Origin of the sequence: Herbidospora daliensis (assembly GCF_001570585.1) — a bacterium.
Lineage (GTDB): Bacteria > Actinomycetota > Actinomycetes > Streptosporangiales > Streptosporangiaceae > Herbidospora > Herbidospora daliensis.
The window spans coordinates 247,832-266,343 of the sequence record NZ_BBXF01000006.1 but is presented as its reverse complement, the minus strand read 5'-3'; the positions used below and the strand labels follow the sequence as shown (position 1 = coordinate 266,343).

Below are 18,512 nucleotides of genomic sequence, written 5' to 3'. Positions count from 1 at the left end.
CCCCCACCCCGAGAAACCCCCACAAAAAGCCCCACAGTCCACTCTGTGGAACACGAACTGGCACCCCCCAGTCCTGACCCGGCACAGTAAAGGCCAGATCGTGCGGACCCCCGCACGTGTCCGCACGATCCGCGTTTCTCTCCGCGCAAAACCCGCGATATCCCGTGGGAGCGCTCCCGTCAATGGGAGCGCTCCCAGAATAAGCAGGTGTTTCGACCCCGTATCACCTCGGTTGCCAGACCCACCGGCCCCCTTCCCGCAAGCCTGCCGAATCTTTCGTGCGGATTCTGCACCCTTTCATTGGGTAGCCTGCGGCCCCATGAGCGGATTCAAAAAGTTCCTCCTCCGCGGCAACATCGTGGAGCTCGCGGTCGCCGTGGTCATCGGCGCCGCCTTCGGCGGTCTCGTCCAGGCCGTGGTCGCCGACTTCATCACTCCCCTGGTCAAGGCCATCACCGGCGGCGCCGAGAAGAGTTTCGGGGAGCTCACGTTCACCATCAACGAGAGCGAGTTCGCCTACGGGCACTTCCTCAACACCCTGCTGAGCTTCATGATCATCGCGGCCGTCGTCTACTGGCTGGTGGTCACCCCCATGACCCGTCTGGTCGCCATGTTCGAGAAGGACAAGGTCGCCACCGAGAAGAAGTGCCCGGAGTGTCTGAGCGACGTACCGGTCGAGGCCCGCAAGTGTGCGTTCTGCACAAGTGACCTGACGCCGGCGGCGGCGGAGCGGCCGCCCGTGTAAGAGTTCGGGCATAAGGCGGGCGTAAAAGTTGTAAGCGGCGTGAAAGGCCGCCGCAAGCGGGCTTCCCTAGTGTCCCGTCTCGTCAAAGACAACTAGGAAGGCACTCTCCCAATGAAGACCGCTCGCCTCATCCTCGTCGCCGGTGCGACCTCTCTCCTTCTCGGCACCGCCGCGTGCAGCGGCGGCAACACGACCGAGGTCTGCAACGAGGCCATGAAGGCGTTCACCGACTACAGCACCAAGGTCGGCCAGGCCGCCGGGAACCTCGACGGGATCAACACCGAGACCCAGGCCCTCGCGACCCAGCTGAAGGGGCTGGCCGGCAAGGCCGACGGCGACCTCAAGTCGTCGCTCACCAAGATGGCCGACACGTGGGCGACCCTGAAGATCGACCCGGCGAACCCGTCGGCGATCACGGAGTTCGCCACCAAGACCTCTGAGGCGACCCAGGAACTCGCCGTCGCCTGCGGCGGCTGACAAGCGCCTTCCGTTACGGCTCCGCCCACCAGGGCGCCGCCCGCCGCTCCAGGTCCGCACCGCATCCGGCGCCAAACCGGCCGCGCGGCTTCACGCCGCAACGCCGGCAGGCATGACGAAAGCCGCGGACCAAAAGGGCGGGAGCGGGAAACGGCCGGAGTCCCCATCGGCCAGAACACGACGGGAACCCGGTCCGGACGACCGGCCGGCGAAAAAGCCCCAACCGGCGGGTCGTCGGGCACGTCAATCACATAGGTCAACCCGAGATCGCCGTACCTCATGAAAAGGTACGGCGATCTCGGCGTTTACCGAACAGTCAGGCTGGGGGATCCAGGCCGGGGTGGCATTCCCTTGGCGACCCCGTCGACTCGGCGCGACGACGGGAGGGACCGAACCGAATCCACCAGGACACGGAATAGCGGGGGGTGGGGAGGGAGCCCGGCTCTGGAGGAGCCGTCACCCGGTATACATCGGACGTTTTGTAGGAGAAACCACAGATGTCCTACATGTTTCGGGACGATAGATGGGACTTATGATTTTTGTCAACAGAAGTCTGCCGACGGACGAGATTAATTGGCCTCTCCAGGCCCCATGTGACATCGCACTGTCGGCGGCTGCCAGCAGGAACACGCTCCCACAGACATCGGGAACGGTCCGGGTGGGGATCACAACCCGGGTCAGCGCCCGTTGACCCCCCTCATATCCCGTAGTAACAATGTCATCGATCAGCTCAAGGGCGGTGGCAGCCTGCGGGTCGACACAGAGTCACAGAGACGTGATCGGCGCACGCGTCCCTCACCGAAGAGGAGTAAGCGTGAGCGACACGCATGCCCAACAAGACTCCCTCCGCCGCAACCTGGGGCTGAACCGGCGCCAGTTCATTGCGGCCTCCACCGGCGTGGCCGCGGCCACGGCGCTGCCGCTCGCCCTGCCCGGGACCGCCCAGGCCGAGGAGGTGCCCGTGGCCGACCCCGCCGCCGCGGCCCTGCCCGATGACCGGAGCGCCCTGGTTCCCGCCTCGCAGCGAGGCATCATCCTCTACACCGTCCGCGACGCCATCAGCCGTGACCCGATCGCGAGCCCGCACCCGTCGGGCTTCAAGGAGGTCTTCGCGGCTCTCGCCGCGATCGGCTACAAGCAGATCGAGTTCGCCGGCTACACCCAGCACGCGAACGCCGAGGGCGGCAACAACCTCGAGTCGGTCGCCGGCGCGACGTTACTGCGCTCGTGGCTCGACGCCAACGGCCTGCGCGCCCAGGGCAACCACGGCTTCATCCCCGGCTCGTGGCCGCTCAGCACCGCCGACCTCGACCGGTGGAAGCGCACGCTCGAGATCGCCAACATCCTCGGCATGCAGCACGTGGGCACCGGCAACGACCCGACCGGCAGCAACTTCAAGGCCGACTGGGACGTCGCCATCGCCAAGTGGCACGCCCTGGGCGAGCTGGCGACCGCGGCCGGTCTGAAGCTCTACACCCACAACCACGACGCCGCCTACAACTTCCTGCTCGACAGCGGCCCGCTCGACGCCCTCGGCCGGCCGACCCGTTCGTCGGGCATCCGCAAGCTCGAGTACTTCCTCAGCCAGACCGACAAGCACCTGGTCTTCCTGGAGATGGACCTGTTCTGGGCCCACGTCGCCCAGTACAAGTTCAGCAACTACACCGCCGCCGACGGCACCGTGGTGCAGGACATCTTCGACCCGTTCACGCTGATCCGCGACAACCAGAAGCGCTACCCGCTCTTCCACATCAAGGACGGCAAGGTCAACCCGGCGATCGCCAACGGCTACGACATGGTTCCGCTGGGCACCGGCAACATCAACTACCGGGAGTTCTTCGAGCGGGTCAAGATCCGCGACAAGCACCACCCGATGTACGAGCAGGACAACGCCCCCAACGGCGCCGACCCGGCGCAGTCTCTCGGGCTCGCCCAGCTGAGCTGGAACAACTGGGCCGACATGCGCGAAGACCGGTACTACGAGTAACCACTCGGCGTTTTCGCAGCCCTGTTCCTCTACCGGACCGCCGCGCGGATCCGCCGTTGCCCCGGCGGGCACGGCGGTCCGGTCACCGATACTCCTCGTCCAAGGAGAAGTACCTTCCATGCAGCGTACCCGAAGGGCGCTGGGGGTCTTCGTGACCGCCCTGGCGCTTCCGTTAGGCATGCTCGGCGTCCCGGCGCAGGCCGCCGATGACCCGGCCGTGACCTGGTCGAACTACGAGAAGATCACCCTCACCAAGAACGTCGGCGAGCCCGTCGACATGGCCGTGCTCCCCGACCTGCGCGTCCTGCACACGGCCCGGACCGGCGACCTCCGCCTGACCGACCCGTCGACCGGCATCACCAAGATCGTCAACACGATCCCGGTCTACAACAACTCCGAAGACGGGCTCCAGACCGTCGAGCTCGACCCCGACTTCGCGAACAACAAGTGGGTGTACCTCTACTACGCCCCGCGCACGATGACCCCGCCCTACGTCGCGACCACCCCGACGGGTTCGGCGCCGAACACGCTGCCGGCGGGCCAGACCGACGCCTACTGGGACCAGTGGAAGGGCTACAACCAGCTCTCCCGGTTCAAGTGGGACGGCGAGAAGCTCGACCTGACGACCGAGCAGGTCATCATCAAGGTCGAGACCCAGCGCGGCCAGTGCTGCCACGTCGCGGGCGACATCGACTGGGACGCCGACGGCAACCTCTACCTCGGCACCGGTGACAACACCCCGGCCTCCGCGCCCGGCGCCAACGGCTACGCCCCGAACAACGACGCCCCCGGCGTCAACCCCGGCAACGACACCCGTCGCGGCGCCGGCAACAGCAACGACCTGCGCGGCAAGATCCTGCGCATCAAGGTCCAGGCCGACGGCTCGTACACGATCCCGGCCGGGAACCTGTGGCCGGTCGGCACGGAGAAGACCCGTCCCGAGGTCTTCGTGACCGGCGTGCGCAACCCGTTCCGCCTGGACGTCGACCCGTCGACCGGCACCCTGTCGTGGGCCGACTACGGTCCCGACGCCGGCTCGCCGAACGCCGACCGCGGCCCGATGGGCTACGTCGAGTGGAACACCACGCCGACGAACAAGCCGATCAACGCGGGCTGGCCGTACTGCACCGGCAACAACTTCAACTACAACAACTGGAACTTCGCGACCAACACGCCGCGTGAGTTCTTCGACTGCGCCGCCGGCCCGGTCAGCGGCTCGCGGCACAACACCGGTATCGCGCAGCTTCCCCCGGCCACCCCGGCCGACCTGTACTACGGCGACAACAACACCCACCAGCCGGCCGAGTGGGCGGGTCTGACCGACTTCGACCCGCAGGGCGGCCAGGGCCCGATGGGCGGCCCGATCTACCACTACGACGCCGCGAACCCCTCGCCCTACAAGTTCCCGCAGTACTGGGACGGCAAGGCGTTCTTCGCCGAGTTCTCGCAGGACTACCTGGCGGCCTTCACCCTGGCCGGCCCCGACGGTCCCGTCACCAAGATCGAGCAGTTCTTCCCGAACAAGGCGCTGACCACGGCCGCCATGCCGATCACCGACAGCCCGATCGACATCGAGTTCGGCCCCGACGGCGCGCTCTACGTCCTCGACTACGGCGACGGCTTCTTCCGCGCCAACCCCGACTCCGGTCTCTACCGGATCGACTACGCGGCCGACAACAAGACCCCGCAGCCCAAGATCAAGGTCGACAAGGCGTCGGCGAGCGCGCCGCCGCTGACCGTGAACTTCGACGCCTCGGCCTCGACGGACACCGAGCCGGGCGCCCTCACCTACGAGTGGGACGTCGACGGCGACGGCACCTTCGACAAGACCGGCGTCCAGGTCAGCCACACCTACGCGACCAACGGCCTCTACTTCGCCCGCCTCAGGGTCACCGACTCGGGCGGCAAGTCGGCGCTGACCTCGGTCGAGATCTCCGTCGGCAACACCGCTCCGGTCGTCAGCGTCAACACCCCCGGCAACGGCGGCTTCTTCGACTGGGGCCAGGCCATCCCGTTCAACCTCTCGGCCACCGACGCCGAGGACGGCCCGAACGCGACCTGCTCCCGGATGCAGTGGAACTTCGGCCTCGGCCACGACAACCACGCCCACCCGGAGACGCTGGGCACGGGCTGCACCGGCGCCTGGCCGACCCCGGCCAACGCCCCCGAGCACGGTGAGACGGAGAACATCTTCGGCGTCGTCGTGATCTCCTACCGCGACAACGGCGCCAACGGCCTCCCGGCGGCTCTGGGCGAGGCCAGCATCATCCTCAACCCCAAGCTCCAGCAGGCCGAGCACGCCGACATCATCAACGGCGCGGTCGACACCGACGACCCGAACGCCTCGGGCCTCGGCAAGATCACCTCGCTCGACCCCGGTGACTCGATCGCCTGGGACCCGGTGAACTTCAGCGGCATCAACAGCGTGAAGGTCCGCGCCTCCGGCGCCGGCACCCTGGCGCTGCGCTGGAACTCGGCGACGGCCACGCCGTTCGCCAGCGTCACCATCCCGGCCGGCGCCGGCTGGCAGGAGGTCACCCAGTCCCTGGCGGGCGCCCCGACGGGCACCGGTCAGCTGTACGTCACCTCCACCGGCGGCGTCGAGGTGGACTCGTTCACCTACGTCGGCGGCGGCGTGGCCGACACCACCGCCCCGACCGTGACCGCGACGCCGAACCCGGCGCCGAACGCCAACGGGTGGAACGACGGCAACGTCAGCGTCGCCGTCACGGCGACCGACAACGGCACCGTGTCCAGCCGCCAGTACAGCACCAACGGCGGCCAGACCTGGTCGAACGCCAACAACCCGGTCAACATCACGACCGAGGGCGTGACCACCTTCCAGTACCGGGCCACCGACTCGGGCGGCAACGTCTCCCCGGTCGGCACGCTCACCATCCGGATCGACAAGACCAACCCGACCGCGGGCATCACCGGGGTCACCGCCACCGAGTACGGCACCGGCGACGTCATCACCCCCGTGGTGACCGGCGCCGACGCGGGCTCGGGCATCGACACCATGACCGCCACCATCGACGGCAACCCGGTCACCCCCGGCCAGCCGTTCGACGTGTGGAAGTTGTCGCTCGGCGAGCACACCCTCGTCGGCACGGTCAAGGACAAGGCCGGCCGCACCGCGACCGCCCAGGTCAAGTTCACGGTGACCACGTCGTACGAGGACCTGGAGACGCTGATCCCCAGGCTCCGCGACGCCGGCAAGATCACCGCCAACGGCGCCACCGCGCTGCTGAACCACCTGCGCGACGCGCAGCACAGCCTCAGCCTGAACAAGCCGTCCGCGGCCAGGTCGGAGCTGAACGGCTTCATCCGCACGCTGTCGCAGCGTGACTACGTCAAGGACGCGGAGCTCCGCGCGGCCCTCGAAAGGGACGCCAACCAGCTTCTCTCCGAGATCTAGCCGGTAAGTGACGAAGAAGGTGGGGAGGCCCCCGTGGCCCCCCACCTTTTTCATTCCGGCCGAAAACGGCGGAAAGGCGAGAGGCGCCTTTCCGCCGCTTCCGTGAATGCCTAGAGGTCGAATTCGCCGCCCTTCACCCCGTGGACGAACGCGTCCCATTCACCCGGTGTGAACGCGAGGATGGGCCCGGTCGGGTTCTTGGAGTCGCGCAGCGCGATGGCGTGGCCCATCAGGGCCACCTCCACGCACTGGTCTCCCTGGCTGTTGGACTTCTCGGCCTTGCGCCACGTGGCGGCGGATACGTCGAGGTCGGTGAACTTCACGAGGTCATCTCCTTCTCTGCGGATTCGAGTACTTCCAACGACCGTTCCGGGCTGAGTGCCGCCGCCCTTAAGTGGTCGAAGATGTGGGCGCAGCGCCTGAGCTGGTCGGGGGCCTCCAGGTAGAGTTCGCCGCCCGGGTTCTCGAGCAGCACGACCTCCCCGTCGGCGGGCCCGGCGAAGCTGAGGATGCTGAACGGACTGCCCATGCCGAGATAGGCGCCACCACGCAGAGAGAGCACCTGGATCGTGATGTTGGGGCGGTTGGCCAGTTCGTGCAGGTGACGGAGTTGCTGGGCCATCACCCGCGGGCCGCCGACGCGGCGCCAGACGACGCCCTCGTCGAGCACCACCCACATCGCGAAGTCTCGCTGGTCGAGCTTGCGCTGCCGCTGGAGCCGCAGGGCGACCCGGCGGCCGGTGGCCTTCGGGGTCTCCTCGAGAGCGGCGCTGATGACGGCCCGCGCGTAGTCGGCGGTCTGGAGGAGTCCCGGGATGACCACCGACTCGTAGTTGCGCACCGACACGGCCTCCCATTCGAGCCCCACGTAGGGCCCGGGGAGGACGTCACCGTAGGCGTGCCACCAGCCGCGGTCCCCCGCGTCACGGGCGAGGTCGGCCAGGGCGGCCCGGTGGGCGGGGTCGACGTCGTAGAGTTCGAGCAGGTCACGAAGGGTCTTGGCGCGGGGGCGGGTGAGCCCCGTCTCGATGCGGTAGATGGTGGAGAACGCGACACCGAGGTGGCTCGCGACCTCCTCGCGGCTGTAGCCGGAGTCGGTGCGCAGGCGGGTCAGCTCTCCGGCGAGGCGGCGTAACCGGATCGTCGGCAGTCGCCCAGTTCCCATTGTGCTAATTACCCCCCAGCCGATTTCCCGGTAATGCCGGTGCCACGGAGTCTGCCACGCCGCATTAGGGGCTCCAGGTAATGCGGATTAGTGACGGTGGACATTTCTGCACCGCCGGAGAATCCCATGTCCTTCTTGGGGTAGCTGGCCTTGCATGAAGCAGATCACGACTGACATTCCCGCGCGGTTAGACCGACTGCCATGGTCGCGTTTCCACTGGCTCGTGCTGCTCGGGCTGGGCACCGTGTGGGTGCTCGACGGTCTCGAGGTCACCATCGTCGGCGTGATCGGGCCCCGGCTGACGAGCGACGCCGGCGGACTGAGCCTGACCGATTCCGAAGTGGGCCTCGCGGCGGGCATCTACGTGCTCGGCGCGTGCATCGGCGCGCTGTTCTTCGGCCACCTGACCGACCGGTTCGGGCGGAAGAAGCTGTTCCTGGCGACGCTGGCCCTCTACCTGGCCGCCACGGTGGCGACGGCGTTCTCGTTCGAGCCCTGGTACTTCTTCCTGTGCCGGTTCTTCACCGGCGCCGGAATCGGGGGTGAGTACGCCGCCATCAACTCGGCCATCGACGAGCTGATCCCGGCCCGGCTGCGGGGCCGGATCGACCTGATCATCAACGGCTCCTACTGGCTGGGCACCGTCTTCGGCGCGCTGGTGGCCATCCCGCTGCTCAACCCGGAGGTGCTGCCCGAGGACGTCGGCTGGCGTGTGCTGTTCGGGCTGGGCGCGATCCTGGGCATCGGCATCCTGCTGATCCGCAGGCTGGTGCCCGAGAGCCCGCGCTGGTTGTTCATCCACGGCAAGGACGAGGAGGCCGAGAGGATCGTCACCGACATCGAACGGTCGGTGCACCAGGAACTGCCGAAGGCCGACCGGCAGATCACCGTCAACCAGCGTGACCACACCCCGCTGTCGGAGGTCGCGATGACGCTGGTGCGGCGCTACCCGCGGCGTACCGTCGTCGGGTTGTCGCTGTTCGTCGGCCAGGCGTTCCTGTACAACTCGATCTTCTTCACCTACGCCCTGGTGCTGGCCACCTTCTTCGGGGTGCCCGACGGCTCGACCCCCTGGTACCTGATCCCCATCGCGATCGGGAACTTCCTGGGGCCGCTGCTGCTGGGCCACTTCTTCGACTCCATCGGCCGCCGGCCGCTGATCGCGGGCACCTACGTGCTGTCGGGCGTGCTGCTCGTCGGCACGGCCCTGCTGTTCGACGCCGGGGTCCTGAACGCGGTGACGCTGACCGTCTGCTGGATGGTGGTCTTCTTCTTCGCCTCGGCGGGGGCCTCCTCGGCCTACCTGACGGTCTCGGAGATCTTCCCGATGGAGACGAGGGCGCTGGCGATCGCGCTGTTCTACGCGGTCGGCACCGGCCTCGGCGGCATCATCGGCCCGGTCCTGTTCGGCCGGCTCGTCGAGAGCGAGCAGGCCGGCCAGGTGACGGTGGGCTACCTGATCGGGGCGGGCCTGATGATCGCGGCGGGCCTGGTGCAGTGGTTCCTGGGCGTCGAGGCGGCCCGGAGATCACTGGAGGACATCGCCGAACCGCTCAGCATGCACCGGGCATGAGCGCGGCCGGATGGCGGAGCAAATACCGCCATCCGGCCAAAAGGCGCATTTCTAATTAATTACTCAAATTACGCGGGTTCTCGTAAATCATCTGAATCACCGAAGACGCATTGCTAAAGTCCTGCCCCGATTCAGGTGAGGCGAGGAGTCGCGGTGACGGAGACGCACGACCCGGCACAGCAGAACGACGGCCGGGAGTCCCAGCCGTGGGGTTTCGGCGTGCTGGGCATCGCCGCCGACCTCACCGCCATCGTCGTCCTGGTCCGCGAAGGCCCCGCCAAAGCCGCACTGGGCTTCGGCATCCTCGGCATGGTCTTCGGCCTGGTGGCCCTGATCCGCCTCCGCGGCCGCCCCGTGAACCTCCGTGTCTTCCTCTGGGTCGCCCTCGTAGCGGTGGGCGCGGGCTCGGTAGGGGTAGGCCTGGCACCCGACGTCCTCCCCCTCACCGCCCTGGGCGACGTCACGCCCGCTCCGCCCGCATCGCCGCCGCCGACCCTCACCCAGGCCGTGACGAACGCCCCGGACCCCACGCCGACCCCGACCCCCACGCCGACCCCCACCCCCACGCCGACGCCGACGCCGACCGACGTCGTCGAGGTCGAGGGCGCCCGGACCGTCTATCTCAAGGACCTGCCACGCGACGAGGCCCGCACCGTGAAGAGCGACGGCGCCGAGGTCTCGGTGCAGGACGACGACTTCACCCTGGGCCGGACCACCGACGAGCGCAGCAACGTCTTCGGATCGAGCCCCTACGTCTATCTGCGGACCCCCGGCGACTTCATGTCCATCACCGTCACCCCCTCCGGGGTCGCCTACCAGACCTTCGTCGCGACGGTCGGCACGCCCAACAACGACCTGGAGGACGCCGTCGTCCGGTTCACCGTCTACGGAGACAGCGACACCATCGTCCTGAGAACCGTGCAGTCGAAGTGGATGGAGCCCAGAGAACTTCAGGCAGACGTCAGCGGACAGTCGCGGATCCGTCTGGAAGCCAAACTGATCAAGGGCTCGCCCGCGTCGAAGGGCCGGTCGTGGATCAACGCCGTCTTCGGCGACGCCCGGTTCCTCGCCTCAGTCTGAGGTGACCACCGACTTCGCCCAGGCGTAGTCGGCCTTGCCGTTGGCGTGGCGGCGGACCTCCTCCGCCCTGACGAACTGCTTCGGCACCTTGAACCCGGCCAGCCGGGCCGCGCACGCGCTCTTCAGCGCGGTGTCGTCCGGGTCGCCGGGTTTCTCCGTCTGGACGACCGCCACGACCTCCTGGCCCCATCGTTCGCTGGGCCGGCCGACCACCAGGGCGTCGACCACGCCCTCGACCTCGCGCAGCACGCCCTCGACCTCTTCGGCGAAGACCTTCTCGCCCGCCGTGTTGATGACGGTGGCTTCGCGGCCGTGCAGGTCGACGGTCCCGTCGGGCCGCCAGATCGCGCGGTCGCCCGGGATGGCGTAGCGCACGCCGCCGATCGTGCGGAAGGTGCGGGCGGTCTTCTCGGGGTCGCCCAGGTAGCCGAGCGGGATGGGGCCCGAGCGGGCCAGCCAGCCCTCCTCCGGGTCGCCGGGTGACAGGACGCGGGTCTGGTCGGCGCTCAGGACGACCGTCCAGGGGCCCGCCTCGAACCGGCCGCCGTCCATGCGCACGGCGGAGTTGCCGGTCTCGGAGGAGCCGAGGGTGTCGACGGTCCTGATCCCCGGGATGAGTTCGGTCAGGCGGGCGCGCAGGGCCTCTCCCAGGAAGGCGCCGCTGGTGCCGATCATGCCGAGGCTCAGGTCGTACCGGCGGCTCTGGAGCTCTTCCACCAGGGGGCGGGCGAAGGCGTCGCCGACGATGACGGTGCCGGTGACGCGTTCGCGTTCGAGGGTGGCGAGCAGGCTCGGGGCGTCGAAGCGGTCGACGCGGTCGGCGATGACGACGGTCGAGCCGAGGCACCAGCCGTTGAGGGTGAACCAGACGCCGGTGCCGTGCATCAGCGGGGCGGCGGGCAGGATGCGGCGGCGGCTGGCGGCGGCGTGCTCGACCAGGGCGGCCAGGGTCGGGAACGACGAGCCGTCTCTGCGGCGCACGCCGACCGGGCCGTCGAGCAGGTCGCCGATCCGCCAGACCACGCCCTTGGGCATGCCGGTCGTGCCGCCCGTGTAGATGATGTGGGCGTCGTCGGGTGAGGGCGTGACCGGCACCGGGCCGGGTGACGCGGCGGCCAGGGCCTCCTCGTAGGGGAGGGCTCCGGGCACGAGGGGGTGGCCCGTGTCGTCCATGACCTGGAGCAGCAGCGCCGACGGAGGCGCCACCTTCGCGACGAGCGGCGCGAAGGCGGCGTGGAAGACCACCGCCGACGGCGCGGCGTCGGCGAACAGGTAGGCCAGTTCGTCGGTGGTGTAGCGGTAGTTGACGTTGAACGGGGTCACCCGGGCCTTGTGCGCGCCGAGCAGGGCCTCCAGGTATTCGGGGCCGTTGTGCAGGTAGACGGCCATCCGGGCGCCCGGCCCGAGGCCCCGGGAGTGCAGCAGGTTGCCCAGCCGCCGGGTGCGTTCGGTCACGGACCGCCAGGTGGCGCGCCGGTCGCGCCACACCAGGCACTCCCGGTCGGGAACGGCCGCCGCGATCGCCTCATGCAGCGTGGCCAGGTCGAACTGGGTCACCGCACGCCCTCCAGAACAATAGTCCAGAACAATCGTCGGCGACCATTCTCACACAAACCGCATGTGTGATTACTTTCGCCCATATGGGTATGAATGTCACCGATGGCACACAGAGCGTCATCAAAGCCACTTTCGGGGGAAAAAATGGCTGAAATGCCTCAGAAGCGCCAGCCCAAGGTCTCGGGCAAGGCCAAGCGCGCCACGATCAAGGATCAGCGTGCGGCCAAGCAGGACAAGCGTGAGGGCGGGGAGAACCGTCCCGAGCGTGAGGGCATGGGCGGCGGTTCGATGGGCAACCGCATGGGCGGCGGGGAGAGCCGGCAGCCGGGGCACTCCTCGCAGCAGCAGCATCAGCAGCGCCAGGGTGGTCAGCACCACTGACCCGCCTAGTGGGGGTCTGAGGTGAAGGCTCGGGGAAGGGGCGACCCGCTCCCCGAGCCTGTTCTGGTTTCCCGGCAGGGAGGGACGGATGGCCGGCTATCTGCGCTTTCCCACGATCTTCCGCGACGTGGTGGTGTTCGCCGCCGAAGACGACCTCTGGATGGTCCACGCCGACGGCGGCCGCGCGTTCCGGCTGACCGCCGGAGTGGCCGAGGCCGCCTACCCCCGGTTGTCCCCCGACGGCACCCAGATCGCCTTCGTCGGCCGCGAGGAAGGCCCCGAAGAGGTGTACGTCATGCCGGCGGACGGCGGCGCCGCCGAACGCCTCACCTTCCACGGCGCCGACTGCCAGGTCGCCGGCTGGGACCCGCACGGCGCGATCGTCTACACCAGCGACGAGGGCCAGCCCTTCCACGGCTACCGCTGGCTGCACCGGGTCGTGCCGGGCGAGGTGCCCGAACCGCTGCCCTACGGCCCCGCCTCCGCCATCACCTACGGGCCCGGCGGCATCGTGCTCGGCCGCAACACCTCCGACCCGGCCCGCTGGAAGCGCTACCGGGGCGGCACGGTCGGCGACCTGTGGATCGGCACCCGGCGTTTCCGCCGCCTGATCGCCCTGCCCGGCAACCTCGCCTCGCCGTGCTGGGTGGACGACCGGGTGTTCTTCCTGTCCGACCACGAGGGCGTCGGCAACGTCTACTCGTGCTCCCCGGCCGGCGACGACCTGCGCCGGCACACCGACCACGGCGACTACTACGCCCGCAACCTGTCGTCCGACGGGCGGCGGCTGGTCTACCACTGCGGCGCCGAGTTGTTCCTGCTCGACCCCGACGCCGACGAGCCGCGCCGCGTCGACGTGCGCCTGGGCAGCTCGCTGACCCAGCGCAACCGCCGGTTCGTGCCGGCGGCGGGCTACCTCGACAGCGCGGCCCTCAGCCCCGACGGCTCGCGGCTGGCCGTCACCACCCGGGGCAAGGCGTTCTCGTTCGCCTGCTGGGAGGGCCCGGTGCTCCAGCACGGCGAACCCGACGGCGTCCGCTACCGGTTCCTGACCTGGCTCGACGACGACGGCGAACGGCTGGTCGCGGCGGCCAGCGACGACGGCGACCGCGAGGTGCTGGTCGTGTTGTCGCACGAGGACCCGATCAGGCTCGACGACGCCGACACCGGCCGCATCACCGAACTGGAGGTCTCCCCCAGGGGCGACCGGTTCGCCGTCACCAACCACCGCAACGAACTGCTGGTCGTCGAGCTGCACGACGACGGGGCGACGGTGACCGAGGTCGAGGCCAGCCCGTTCGGCGCCATCGAGGACCCGGCGTGGTCGCCCGACGGCACCTGGCTCGCCTACGCGTGCCCGGTCGCCCGCCAGACGACCGTCATCAAGCTGTTCAACGCCGAGACCGGCGAGATCGCCCCCGCGACCGACCCGGTGCTGGTCGACCGGCGGCCCGCCTTCGACCCCGAGGGCCGCTACCTCTACTTCATCGGGCAGCGGGTGTTCAACCCGGTCTACGACGAGCTCCAGTTCGACCTGGGCTTCCCGATGGGCACCCGCCCCTACGCCGTGGCGCTGCGCGAGGGGATCGGGTCGCCGTTCGTACCGGAACCCCGGCCGCTCGACCACGAGGACACCGAGGAACCCGACTTCGAGATCCACACCGAGGGCCTCACCCGGCGGATCGTGGCCTTCCCCGTCGACGAGAACCGCTACCAGCGGGTCGCCGGGCTCAAGGGCAAGGTCATCTACACCACGACCCCGGTGGTCGGCGACCACGGCTCGACCCTGCACTGCTACGAGTACGCCAAGCAGAAGGCCGAGGAGCTCGTCTCCGACGTCGCCGACTTCTGCCTCGGCCGCGACCACTCGACCCTGCTCTACCGGTCGGGCGACCGGCTGCGCGTCGTCAAGGCGGGCGAGAGCCCGTCGGAGGACGACGAGACCGACCGCAACGACGGCTGGATCGACCTCGACCGGGTGAAGGTGTCGGTCGCGCCCGAGGCCGAGTGGCGGCAGATGTTCCGCGAGGCGTGGCGGCTCCAGCGCGAGAACTTCTGGGACGAGGACATGGCCGGCATCGACTGGGACGGCGTCTACGCCCGCTACCTGCCGCTGGTCGACCGGGTCGGCACCCGGGGCGAGTTCTCCGACCTGCTGTGGGAGCTGCTGGGCGAGCTCGGCACCTCCCACGCCTTCGAGTCGGGCGGCGAGTACCGCGACCGCCCCCACTACTGGCAGGGCAAACTCGGCGTCGACTGGCTCTACGAGGACGGCCGCTACATCATCGGCCGCATCGTCACCGGCGACCCGTGGGACCCGCTCGCCACCTCGCCGCTGAACCGCCTGGGGGTGGACGTCGAGCCCGGCGACGCCGTGACCGCCATCAACGGCATGCCCGTCGGCCCCGACGCCTCCCCCGGGCGGCTGCTGGTCAACCTCGCCGACGAGGAGGTCGAGCTGACGATCGAACGCGACGACGAATACCACCTGGTCGTCGTGCGGGCCCTCTGCGACGAGCAGCCCGCCCGCTACCGCGACTGGGTCGAGGCCAACCGCCGGCTCGTCCACGAGCACACCGGGGGGCGGGTCGGCTACGTCCACGTCCCCGACATGGGCCCCGAGGGCTTCGCCGAGTTCCACCGCGGCTTCCTGACCGAGTACGACCGCGAGGCCCTCATCGTCGACGTGCGGTTCAACGGCGGCGGCGACGTGTCGGCGCTGCTGCTGGAGAAGTTGTCGCGGCGGCGGCTCGGCTACGACTTCCCGCGCTGGGGCGTGCCGGCCCCCTACCCCGACGAGTCGCCGCGCGGCCCGATCGTGGGCCTCACGAACGAGTGGGCCGGGTCGGACGGCGACATCTTCTGCCACACCTTCAAGCTGCTCGGGCTCGGCACCCTGGTCGGCAGGCGCACCTGGGGAGGCGTGGTCGGCGTCTGGCCCCGGCACCGCCTGGCCGACGGGACGCTGACCACCCAGCCCGAGTTCTCCTTCGCGTTCGACGACGTCGGCTGGCGGGTGGAGAACTACGGCGCCGACCCCGACGTGGAGGTCGACATCACCCCGCAGGAGTACGCGATGGGCGTCGACGCCCAGCTGGAACGGGCCGTCGAGATCGCCCTCGACTCCCTCGACCGCGACCCCGCCCACAGCGCCAACCCGGCCGACCGCCCCCGCAGGGTGGTGCCGACGCTGCCTCCCCGGGTGGCCGCCTGGCGGGAAAGCGACGATCGCCGTGGCCGGGGTCGGCTAGCGTAGGCCGGGTGCCGCGCCTGCTACTCGTATCCCTGCTCTTACTGACCGCCTGCTCCACCGCCCCCGGCGGCGACGCGGCCGTCGGGAGGACGACCGTCGAAAAGGCGGCCCCCGCGAAAACCGCGCCCAAGCCGGTCAGCGTGCCCTCCGGTGTCACCACCGGCTATGTCGTGTACGACCGGCTGCAGAAGAAGGTGACGGTCAGCCGCAACGTCCACAAGCGGTTCAGGTCGGCGTCGGTCGTGAAGCTGATGATCGCCATCGACCACCTGGAGCGGGTGAAGAAGCCCAACCTGGCCCTGCTCAAGCCGATGTTGCGGGTCAGCGACGACGACGCGGCGACGAGACTGTGGTCGCTCGGCGGCCAAGGGAAGATCATCCAGCGGGTGGCGGCCAAGCTCAAGCTGACCGACTCGGGCCCGCCCCCGGCCGGCAAGCCCGGCTTCTGGGGCTACACCGCGATCAGCGCGCTCGACATCGCCAAGGTCTACCGGTACATCCTCGAACAGGCCTCCCCCACGGTCCGGAACACGATCATGGGCCAGCTCCGGCAGGCCGGGCCGTGCGGCAGCGACGGCTTCGACCAGTACTTCGGCATCCCGCGCGGCGTCGCCAAGCCGTGGGCGGTCAAGCAGGGCTGGTCGGGCTACGGCTCGATCCCGCCGGTGCGCTGCAAGGGCAACGGCGCGGCGGCCTCCTATCAGGCCCCGGCTCCGGTCGACTTCGCCAACGCCGTGTTGCACACCACCGGCGTCGTCGGCGCGGGCGACCGCTACATCGAGGTCATCCTGACCACCCAGACCTCCCGCTGGTCCGATTCGGTCACCAAGATCACCCGGCTGGCCCGGGACGTGCACCGGGCGGCCCTCACCCGATGAGACTGGGACGACGGGTCGCGGAAGCGGCCGAGATCGCACTGGCGACCCGTAAATACGTGACGGTCGTCGACGTGCTGACGGGCCTGCGCTGGGTCCACCACCGCCACGTCGAGAGCTGGCGGCAGGGCCGGGCCGGCTCCCTGGAGGAGCTCGCCGCCGTCGACGCCGCCCGCATGACCGACGCGGCGGCGCTGCTGGCCGAGTGGGCGGGCGACAAGGGCCTGATCGCCGGGGAGACCGCCTACGTCTCCGGCAGCCGCGACCGCTCGGCGCTGCGCTTCACCCGCGACGGCTCGGAGGAGCAGGAACGCGCCTTCTGCCGTCAGTGGATCAGCCCCGCGATGTCCGACACGAGCCGCCGCCGCCTGACCGAGGCCCAGAACAGGCCGCCCGACCTGCGGGTGCTGGTCCCTCAGGAGCCGTGGCGCTGCGCGGGCTGCCGCGACACCGGCCCCTACCTGATCATGGAAGACGCCTCCCCCTACTGCCTGACCTGCGCCGACATGGACCATCTGGTGATGCTCCCGGCCGGCAACGCGGCCCTCAGCCGCCGGGCCAAGAAGGAGAGCGGCCTGTCGGCCGTGGTCGTCGAGTACAACCCCAGGCGCAAACGCTTCGAGCGGCGGGGCGTCCTCATCGAGGAGGCCGCGCTCGCCCGCGCCGAAGACCTCTGCCTGGAGGACGAGGAACTGCGCGCCCGCCGCCGCGACCGCGACGCCGACCGCCGCGCCCACCAGGACGTCGAGTTCCAGGCCCGGATGGCGGCCGAGATCCGGCGCCTGTTCCCCGGCTGCCCGAGGGCCGACGAGATCGCCGCCCACGCGGCGGTCCGCGGCAGCGGCCGGGTCGGCCGCACGTCGGCGGCCAAGGTCCTCGACGAGTCGGCGATCACCCTGGCGGTGGTGGCGTCGGTCCGGCACAAGGACACGGCCTACGACGAACTCCTGATGAAGGGCGTGCCCCGCATGACGGCCCGCACCCAGATCCGCGACCGAATCGAAGCGGTCCTGCAGTCATGGCGCGCCTCCTGATCGCGGCCTCAGTCTGATCTGACGCGGTTGAGCGCCTGTTCGGCCTGGGTGGCCAGGGTGGTGACGAGGTCCTCGGCCGAGGGGAGGTCGCCGATGAGGTCGACGGCCTCGCCCGCCCAGACCGCCGGTGGCGTGGCGCCCCGGGCCATGTCGTCGCGGGCCGTCTGCCGGGCTTCTCCCGTGAGCTCGGCCTCCCGGCCGTGCCAGCGGTCGATGTACGGGTGCGCGAGGCTCCGGCCGTCGTACTTCTCGGGCCAGTCGATGCCCTTGACGATGTCGAGCACGCTGCTGCGCGCCGTCTGCCCGCCGTGGCTCTCGACGATGGCCCGGGTGATCGCCGGGTCGACGATCGCCTCGGCGGTGGCCTGGAAGCGGGTGCCCAGCAGCGCCCCCGACGCGCCGAGCACCAGCGCGGCGGCCACCCCGCGCCCGTCGGCGATCCCCCCGGCGGCCAGCACCGGCGTCTCGCCCGCCAGGTCGACCACCGCCGGCACGAAGGGAAACGTCGACCGGCCCCGCCGCGCGCCGTGGCCGCCGCTCTCGGTGCCCTGGACGACGATGACGTCGGCCCCCGCGTCGAGGGCCTGCCGGGCCTCGGCCAGGTCGGTGACCTGGATCATCAGCAGCGCCCCGGCCCGCCTGATCGGCTGCAGGAATGGGGTGGGGTCGCCGAACGACAGCAGGACCGCGGTGGGGCCGAACTCCAGGGCGTACTCGACCCCGGCGACCTCGGCCGCCCAGCAGACGAAGCCGACGCCCCACGGCTCGCGGGTGCTGTGCGCGACGATCGGCAACTCCCGTTCGAGCCAGTCGCGCGCCCCGAACCCGCCGCCCACCAGCCCGAACCCGCCCCCGCGCGACACGGCCGCCGCCAGCTCCCCACCGGCCGAGAAGGCCATCGGCGCGGACACGATGGGGTGCCGTACCCCGGCCAACTGCGTGAAACTCGTCGTCAATGCCATGTGAT

General features: G+C 69.7%; 14 protein-coding genes. 10 read left to right on the top strand and 4 right to left on the bottom strand.

What is annotated here, in order from left to right:
- Positions 1-319: 319 nt before the first annotated feature.
- The 4 genes from mscL to AW274_RS29450 all read left to right on the top strand — a co-directional run bounded on the left by mscL (position 320) and on the right by AW274_RS29450 (position 6,627).
- Positions 320-745 carry a large conductance mechanosensitive channel protein MscL gene (gene mscL / locus AW274_RS29465; RefSeq protein ID WP_062438742.1) on the top strand — a complete coding sequence of 142 codons (426 nt, stop codon included), beginning with the start codon at positions 320-322 and terminating at the stop codon, positions 743-745.
- 111 nt (positions 746-856) lie between these two features.
- The gene (locus AW274_RS29460) at positions 857-1,222 is read left to right on the top strand and encodes a DUF8711 family protein (RefSeq protein WP_062438738.1); all 366 of its coding nucleotides are present in this window, start codon (positions 857-859) and stop codon (positions 1,220-1,222) included.
- A gap of 814 nt (positions 1,223-2,036) precedes the next feature.
- Entirely contained in the window at positions 2,037-3,209 is a 1,173-nt protein-coding gene (locus AW274_RS29455) for a sugar phosphate isomerase/epimerase family protein (protein WP_062438735.1), read from the top strand.
- 118 nt (positions 3,210-3,327) lie between these two features.
- Positions 3,328-6,627 carry a PQQ-dependent sugar dehydrogenase gene (locus AW274_RS29450; RefSeq protein WP_062438730.1) on the top strand — a complete coding sequence of 1,100 codons (3,300 nt, stop codon included), beginning with the start codon at positions 3,328-3,330 and terminating at the stop codon, positions 6,625-6,627.
- 110 nt (positions 6,628-6,737) lie between these two features.
- Here AW274_RS29450 and AW274_RS42225 read toward each other — a convergent pair whose 3' ends face one another.
- Positions 6,738-6,950, bottom strand: a complete 213-nt coding sequence (locus tag AW274_RS42225) for a DUF397 domain-containing protein (RefSeq protein ID WP_062335698.1) — start codon at positions 6,948-6,950, stop codon at positions 6,738-6,740.
- Entirely contained in the window at positions 6,947-7,792 is an 846-nt protein-coding gene (locus AW274_RS42220) for a helix-turn-helix domain-containing protein (RefSeq protein WP_062438726.1), read from the bottom strand. The genes AW274_RS42225 and AW274_RS42220 overlap by 4 nt, the downstream gene beginning before the upstream one ends.
- 223 nt (positions 7,793-8,015) lie before the next feature.
- On the opposite strand from AW274_RS42220, the gene AW274_RS29435 reads away from it, so the two are divergent.
- Positions 8,016-9,365 (top strand): MFS transporter, encoded by a 1,350-nt coding sequence (locus AW274_RS29435; protein WP_232320474.1) that lies wholly within the window; start codon positions 8,016-8,018, stop codon positions 9,363-9,365.
- A 153-nt stretch (positions 9,366-9,518) separates the two neighbouring features.
- On the top strand, positions 9,519-10,445 hold the full coding sequence (locus AW274_RS29430; protein WP_062438720.1) for an NPCBM/NEW2 domain-containing protein: 927 nt from the start codon (positions 9,519-9,521) through the stop codon (positions 10,443-10,445).
- On the opposite strand, the gene AW274_RS29425 is transcribed toward AW274_RS29430, so the two are convergent.
- Positions 10,437-12,002 carry an AMP-binding protein gene (locus tag AW274_RS29425; RefSeq protein WP_062438717.1) on the bottom strand — a complete coding sequence of 522 codons (1,566 nt, stop codon included), beginning with the start codon at positions 12,000-12,002 and terminating at the stop codon, positions 10,437-10,439. The genes AW274_RS29430 and AW274_RS29425 overlap by 9 nt on opposite strands.
- 153 nt (positions 12,003-12,155) lie before the next feature.
- Between AW274_RS29425 and AW274_RS29420 the strand changes: the two genes are divergently transcribed.
- The 4 genes from AW274_RS29420 to AW274_RS29405 all read left to right on the top strand — a co-directional run bounded on the left by AW274_RS29420 (position 12,156) and on the right by AW274_RS29405 (position 17,545).
- Positions 12,156-12,383 carry a hypothetical protein gene (locus AW274_RS29420; RefSeq protein WP_062335685.1) on the top strand — a complete coding sequence of 76 codons (228 nt, stop codon included), beginning with the start codon at positions 12,156-12,158 and terminating at the stop codon, positions 12,381-12,383.
- Between the two features lie 88 nt (positions 12,384-12,471).
- Positions 12,472-15,639, top strand: coding sequence for a S41 family peptidase (locus AW274_RS29415; RefSeq protein WP_062438707.1), 3,168 nt, complete (start codon positions 12,472-12,474; stop codon positions 15,637-15,639).
- Positions 15,640-15,644: 5 nt separating this feature from the next.
- On the top strand, positions 15,645-16,514 hold the full coding sequence (locus tag AW274_RS29410) for a serine hydrolase (RefSeq protein ID WP_062438702.1): 870 nt from the start codon (positions 15,645-15,647) through the stop codon (positions 16,512-16,514).
- Positions 16,511-17,545 carry a DUF2293 domain-containing protein gene (locus AW274_RS29405; protein ID WP_062438699.1) on the top strand — a complete coding sequence of 345 codons (1,035 nt, stop codon included), beginning with the start codon at positions 16,511-16,513 and terminating at the stop codon, positions 17,543-17,545. Before AW274_RS29410 ends, AW274_RS29405 begins: the two co-directional genes overlap by 4 nt.
- A gap of 8 nt (positions 17,546-17,553) precedes the next feature.
- Here AW274_RS29405 and AW274_RS29400 read toward each other — a convergent pair whose 3' ends face one another.
- The gene (locus AW274_RS29400) at positions 17,554-18,507 is read right to left on the bottom strand and encodes an NAD(P)H-dependent flavin oxidoreductase (protein ID WP_062438695.1); all 954 of its coding nucleotides are present in this window, start codon (positions 18,505-18,507) and stop codon (positions 17,554-17,556) included.
- Positions 18,508-18,512 lie beyond the last annotated feature (5 nt).

Excerpts from the sequence above, each read along its gene's own strand:
- mscL (WP_062438742.1), top strand. The coding sequence starts at position 320 with ATGAGCGGATTCAAAAAGTTCCTCCTCCGCGGCAACATCGTGGAGCTC.
- AW274_RS29460 (WP_062438738.1), top strand. The coding sequence starts at position 857 with ATGAAGACCGCTCGCCTCATCCTCGTCGCCGGTGCGACCTCTCTCCTT.
- AW274_RS29450 (WP_062438730.1), top strand. The coding sequence starts at position 3,328 with ATGCAGCGTACCCGAAGGGCGCTGGGGGTCTTCGTGACCGCCCTGGCG.
- AW274_RS42220 (WP_062438726.1), bottom strand. The coding sequence starts at position 7,792 with ATGGGAACTGGGCGACTGCCGACGATCCGGTTACGCCGCCTCGCCGGA.
- AW274_RS29420 (WP_062335685.1), top strand. The coding sequence starts at position 12,156 with ATGCCTCAGAAGCGCCAGCCCAAGGTCTCGGGCAAGGCCAAGCGCGCC.
- AW274_RS29415 (WP_062438707.1), top strand. The coding sequence starts at position 12,472 with ATGGCCGGCTATCTGCGCTTTCCCACGATCTTCCGCGACGTGGTGGTG.
- AW274_RS29405 (WP_062438699.1), top strand. The coding sequence starts at position 16,511 with ATGAGACTGGGACGACGGGTCGCGGAAGCGGCCGAGATCGCACTGGCG.
- AW274_RS29400 (WP_062438695.1), bottom strand. The coding sequence starts at position 18,507 with ATGGCATTGACGACGAGTTTCACGCAGTTGGCCGGGGTACGGCACCCC.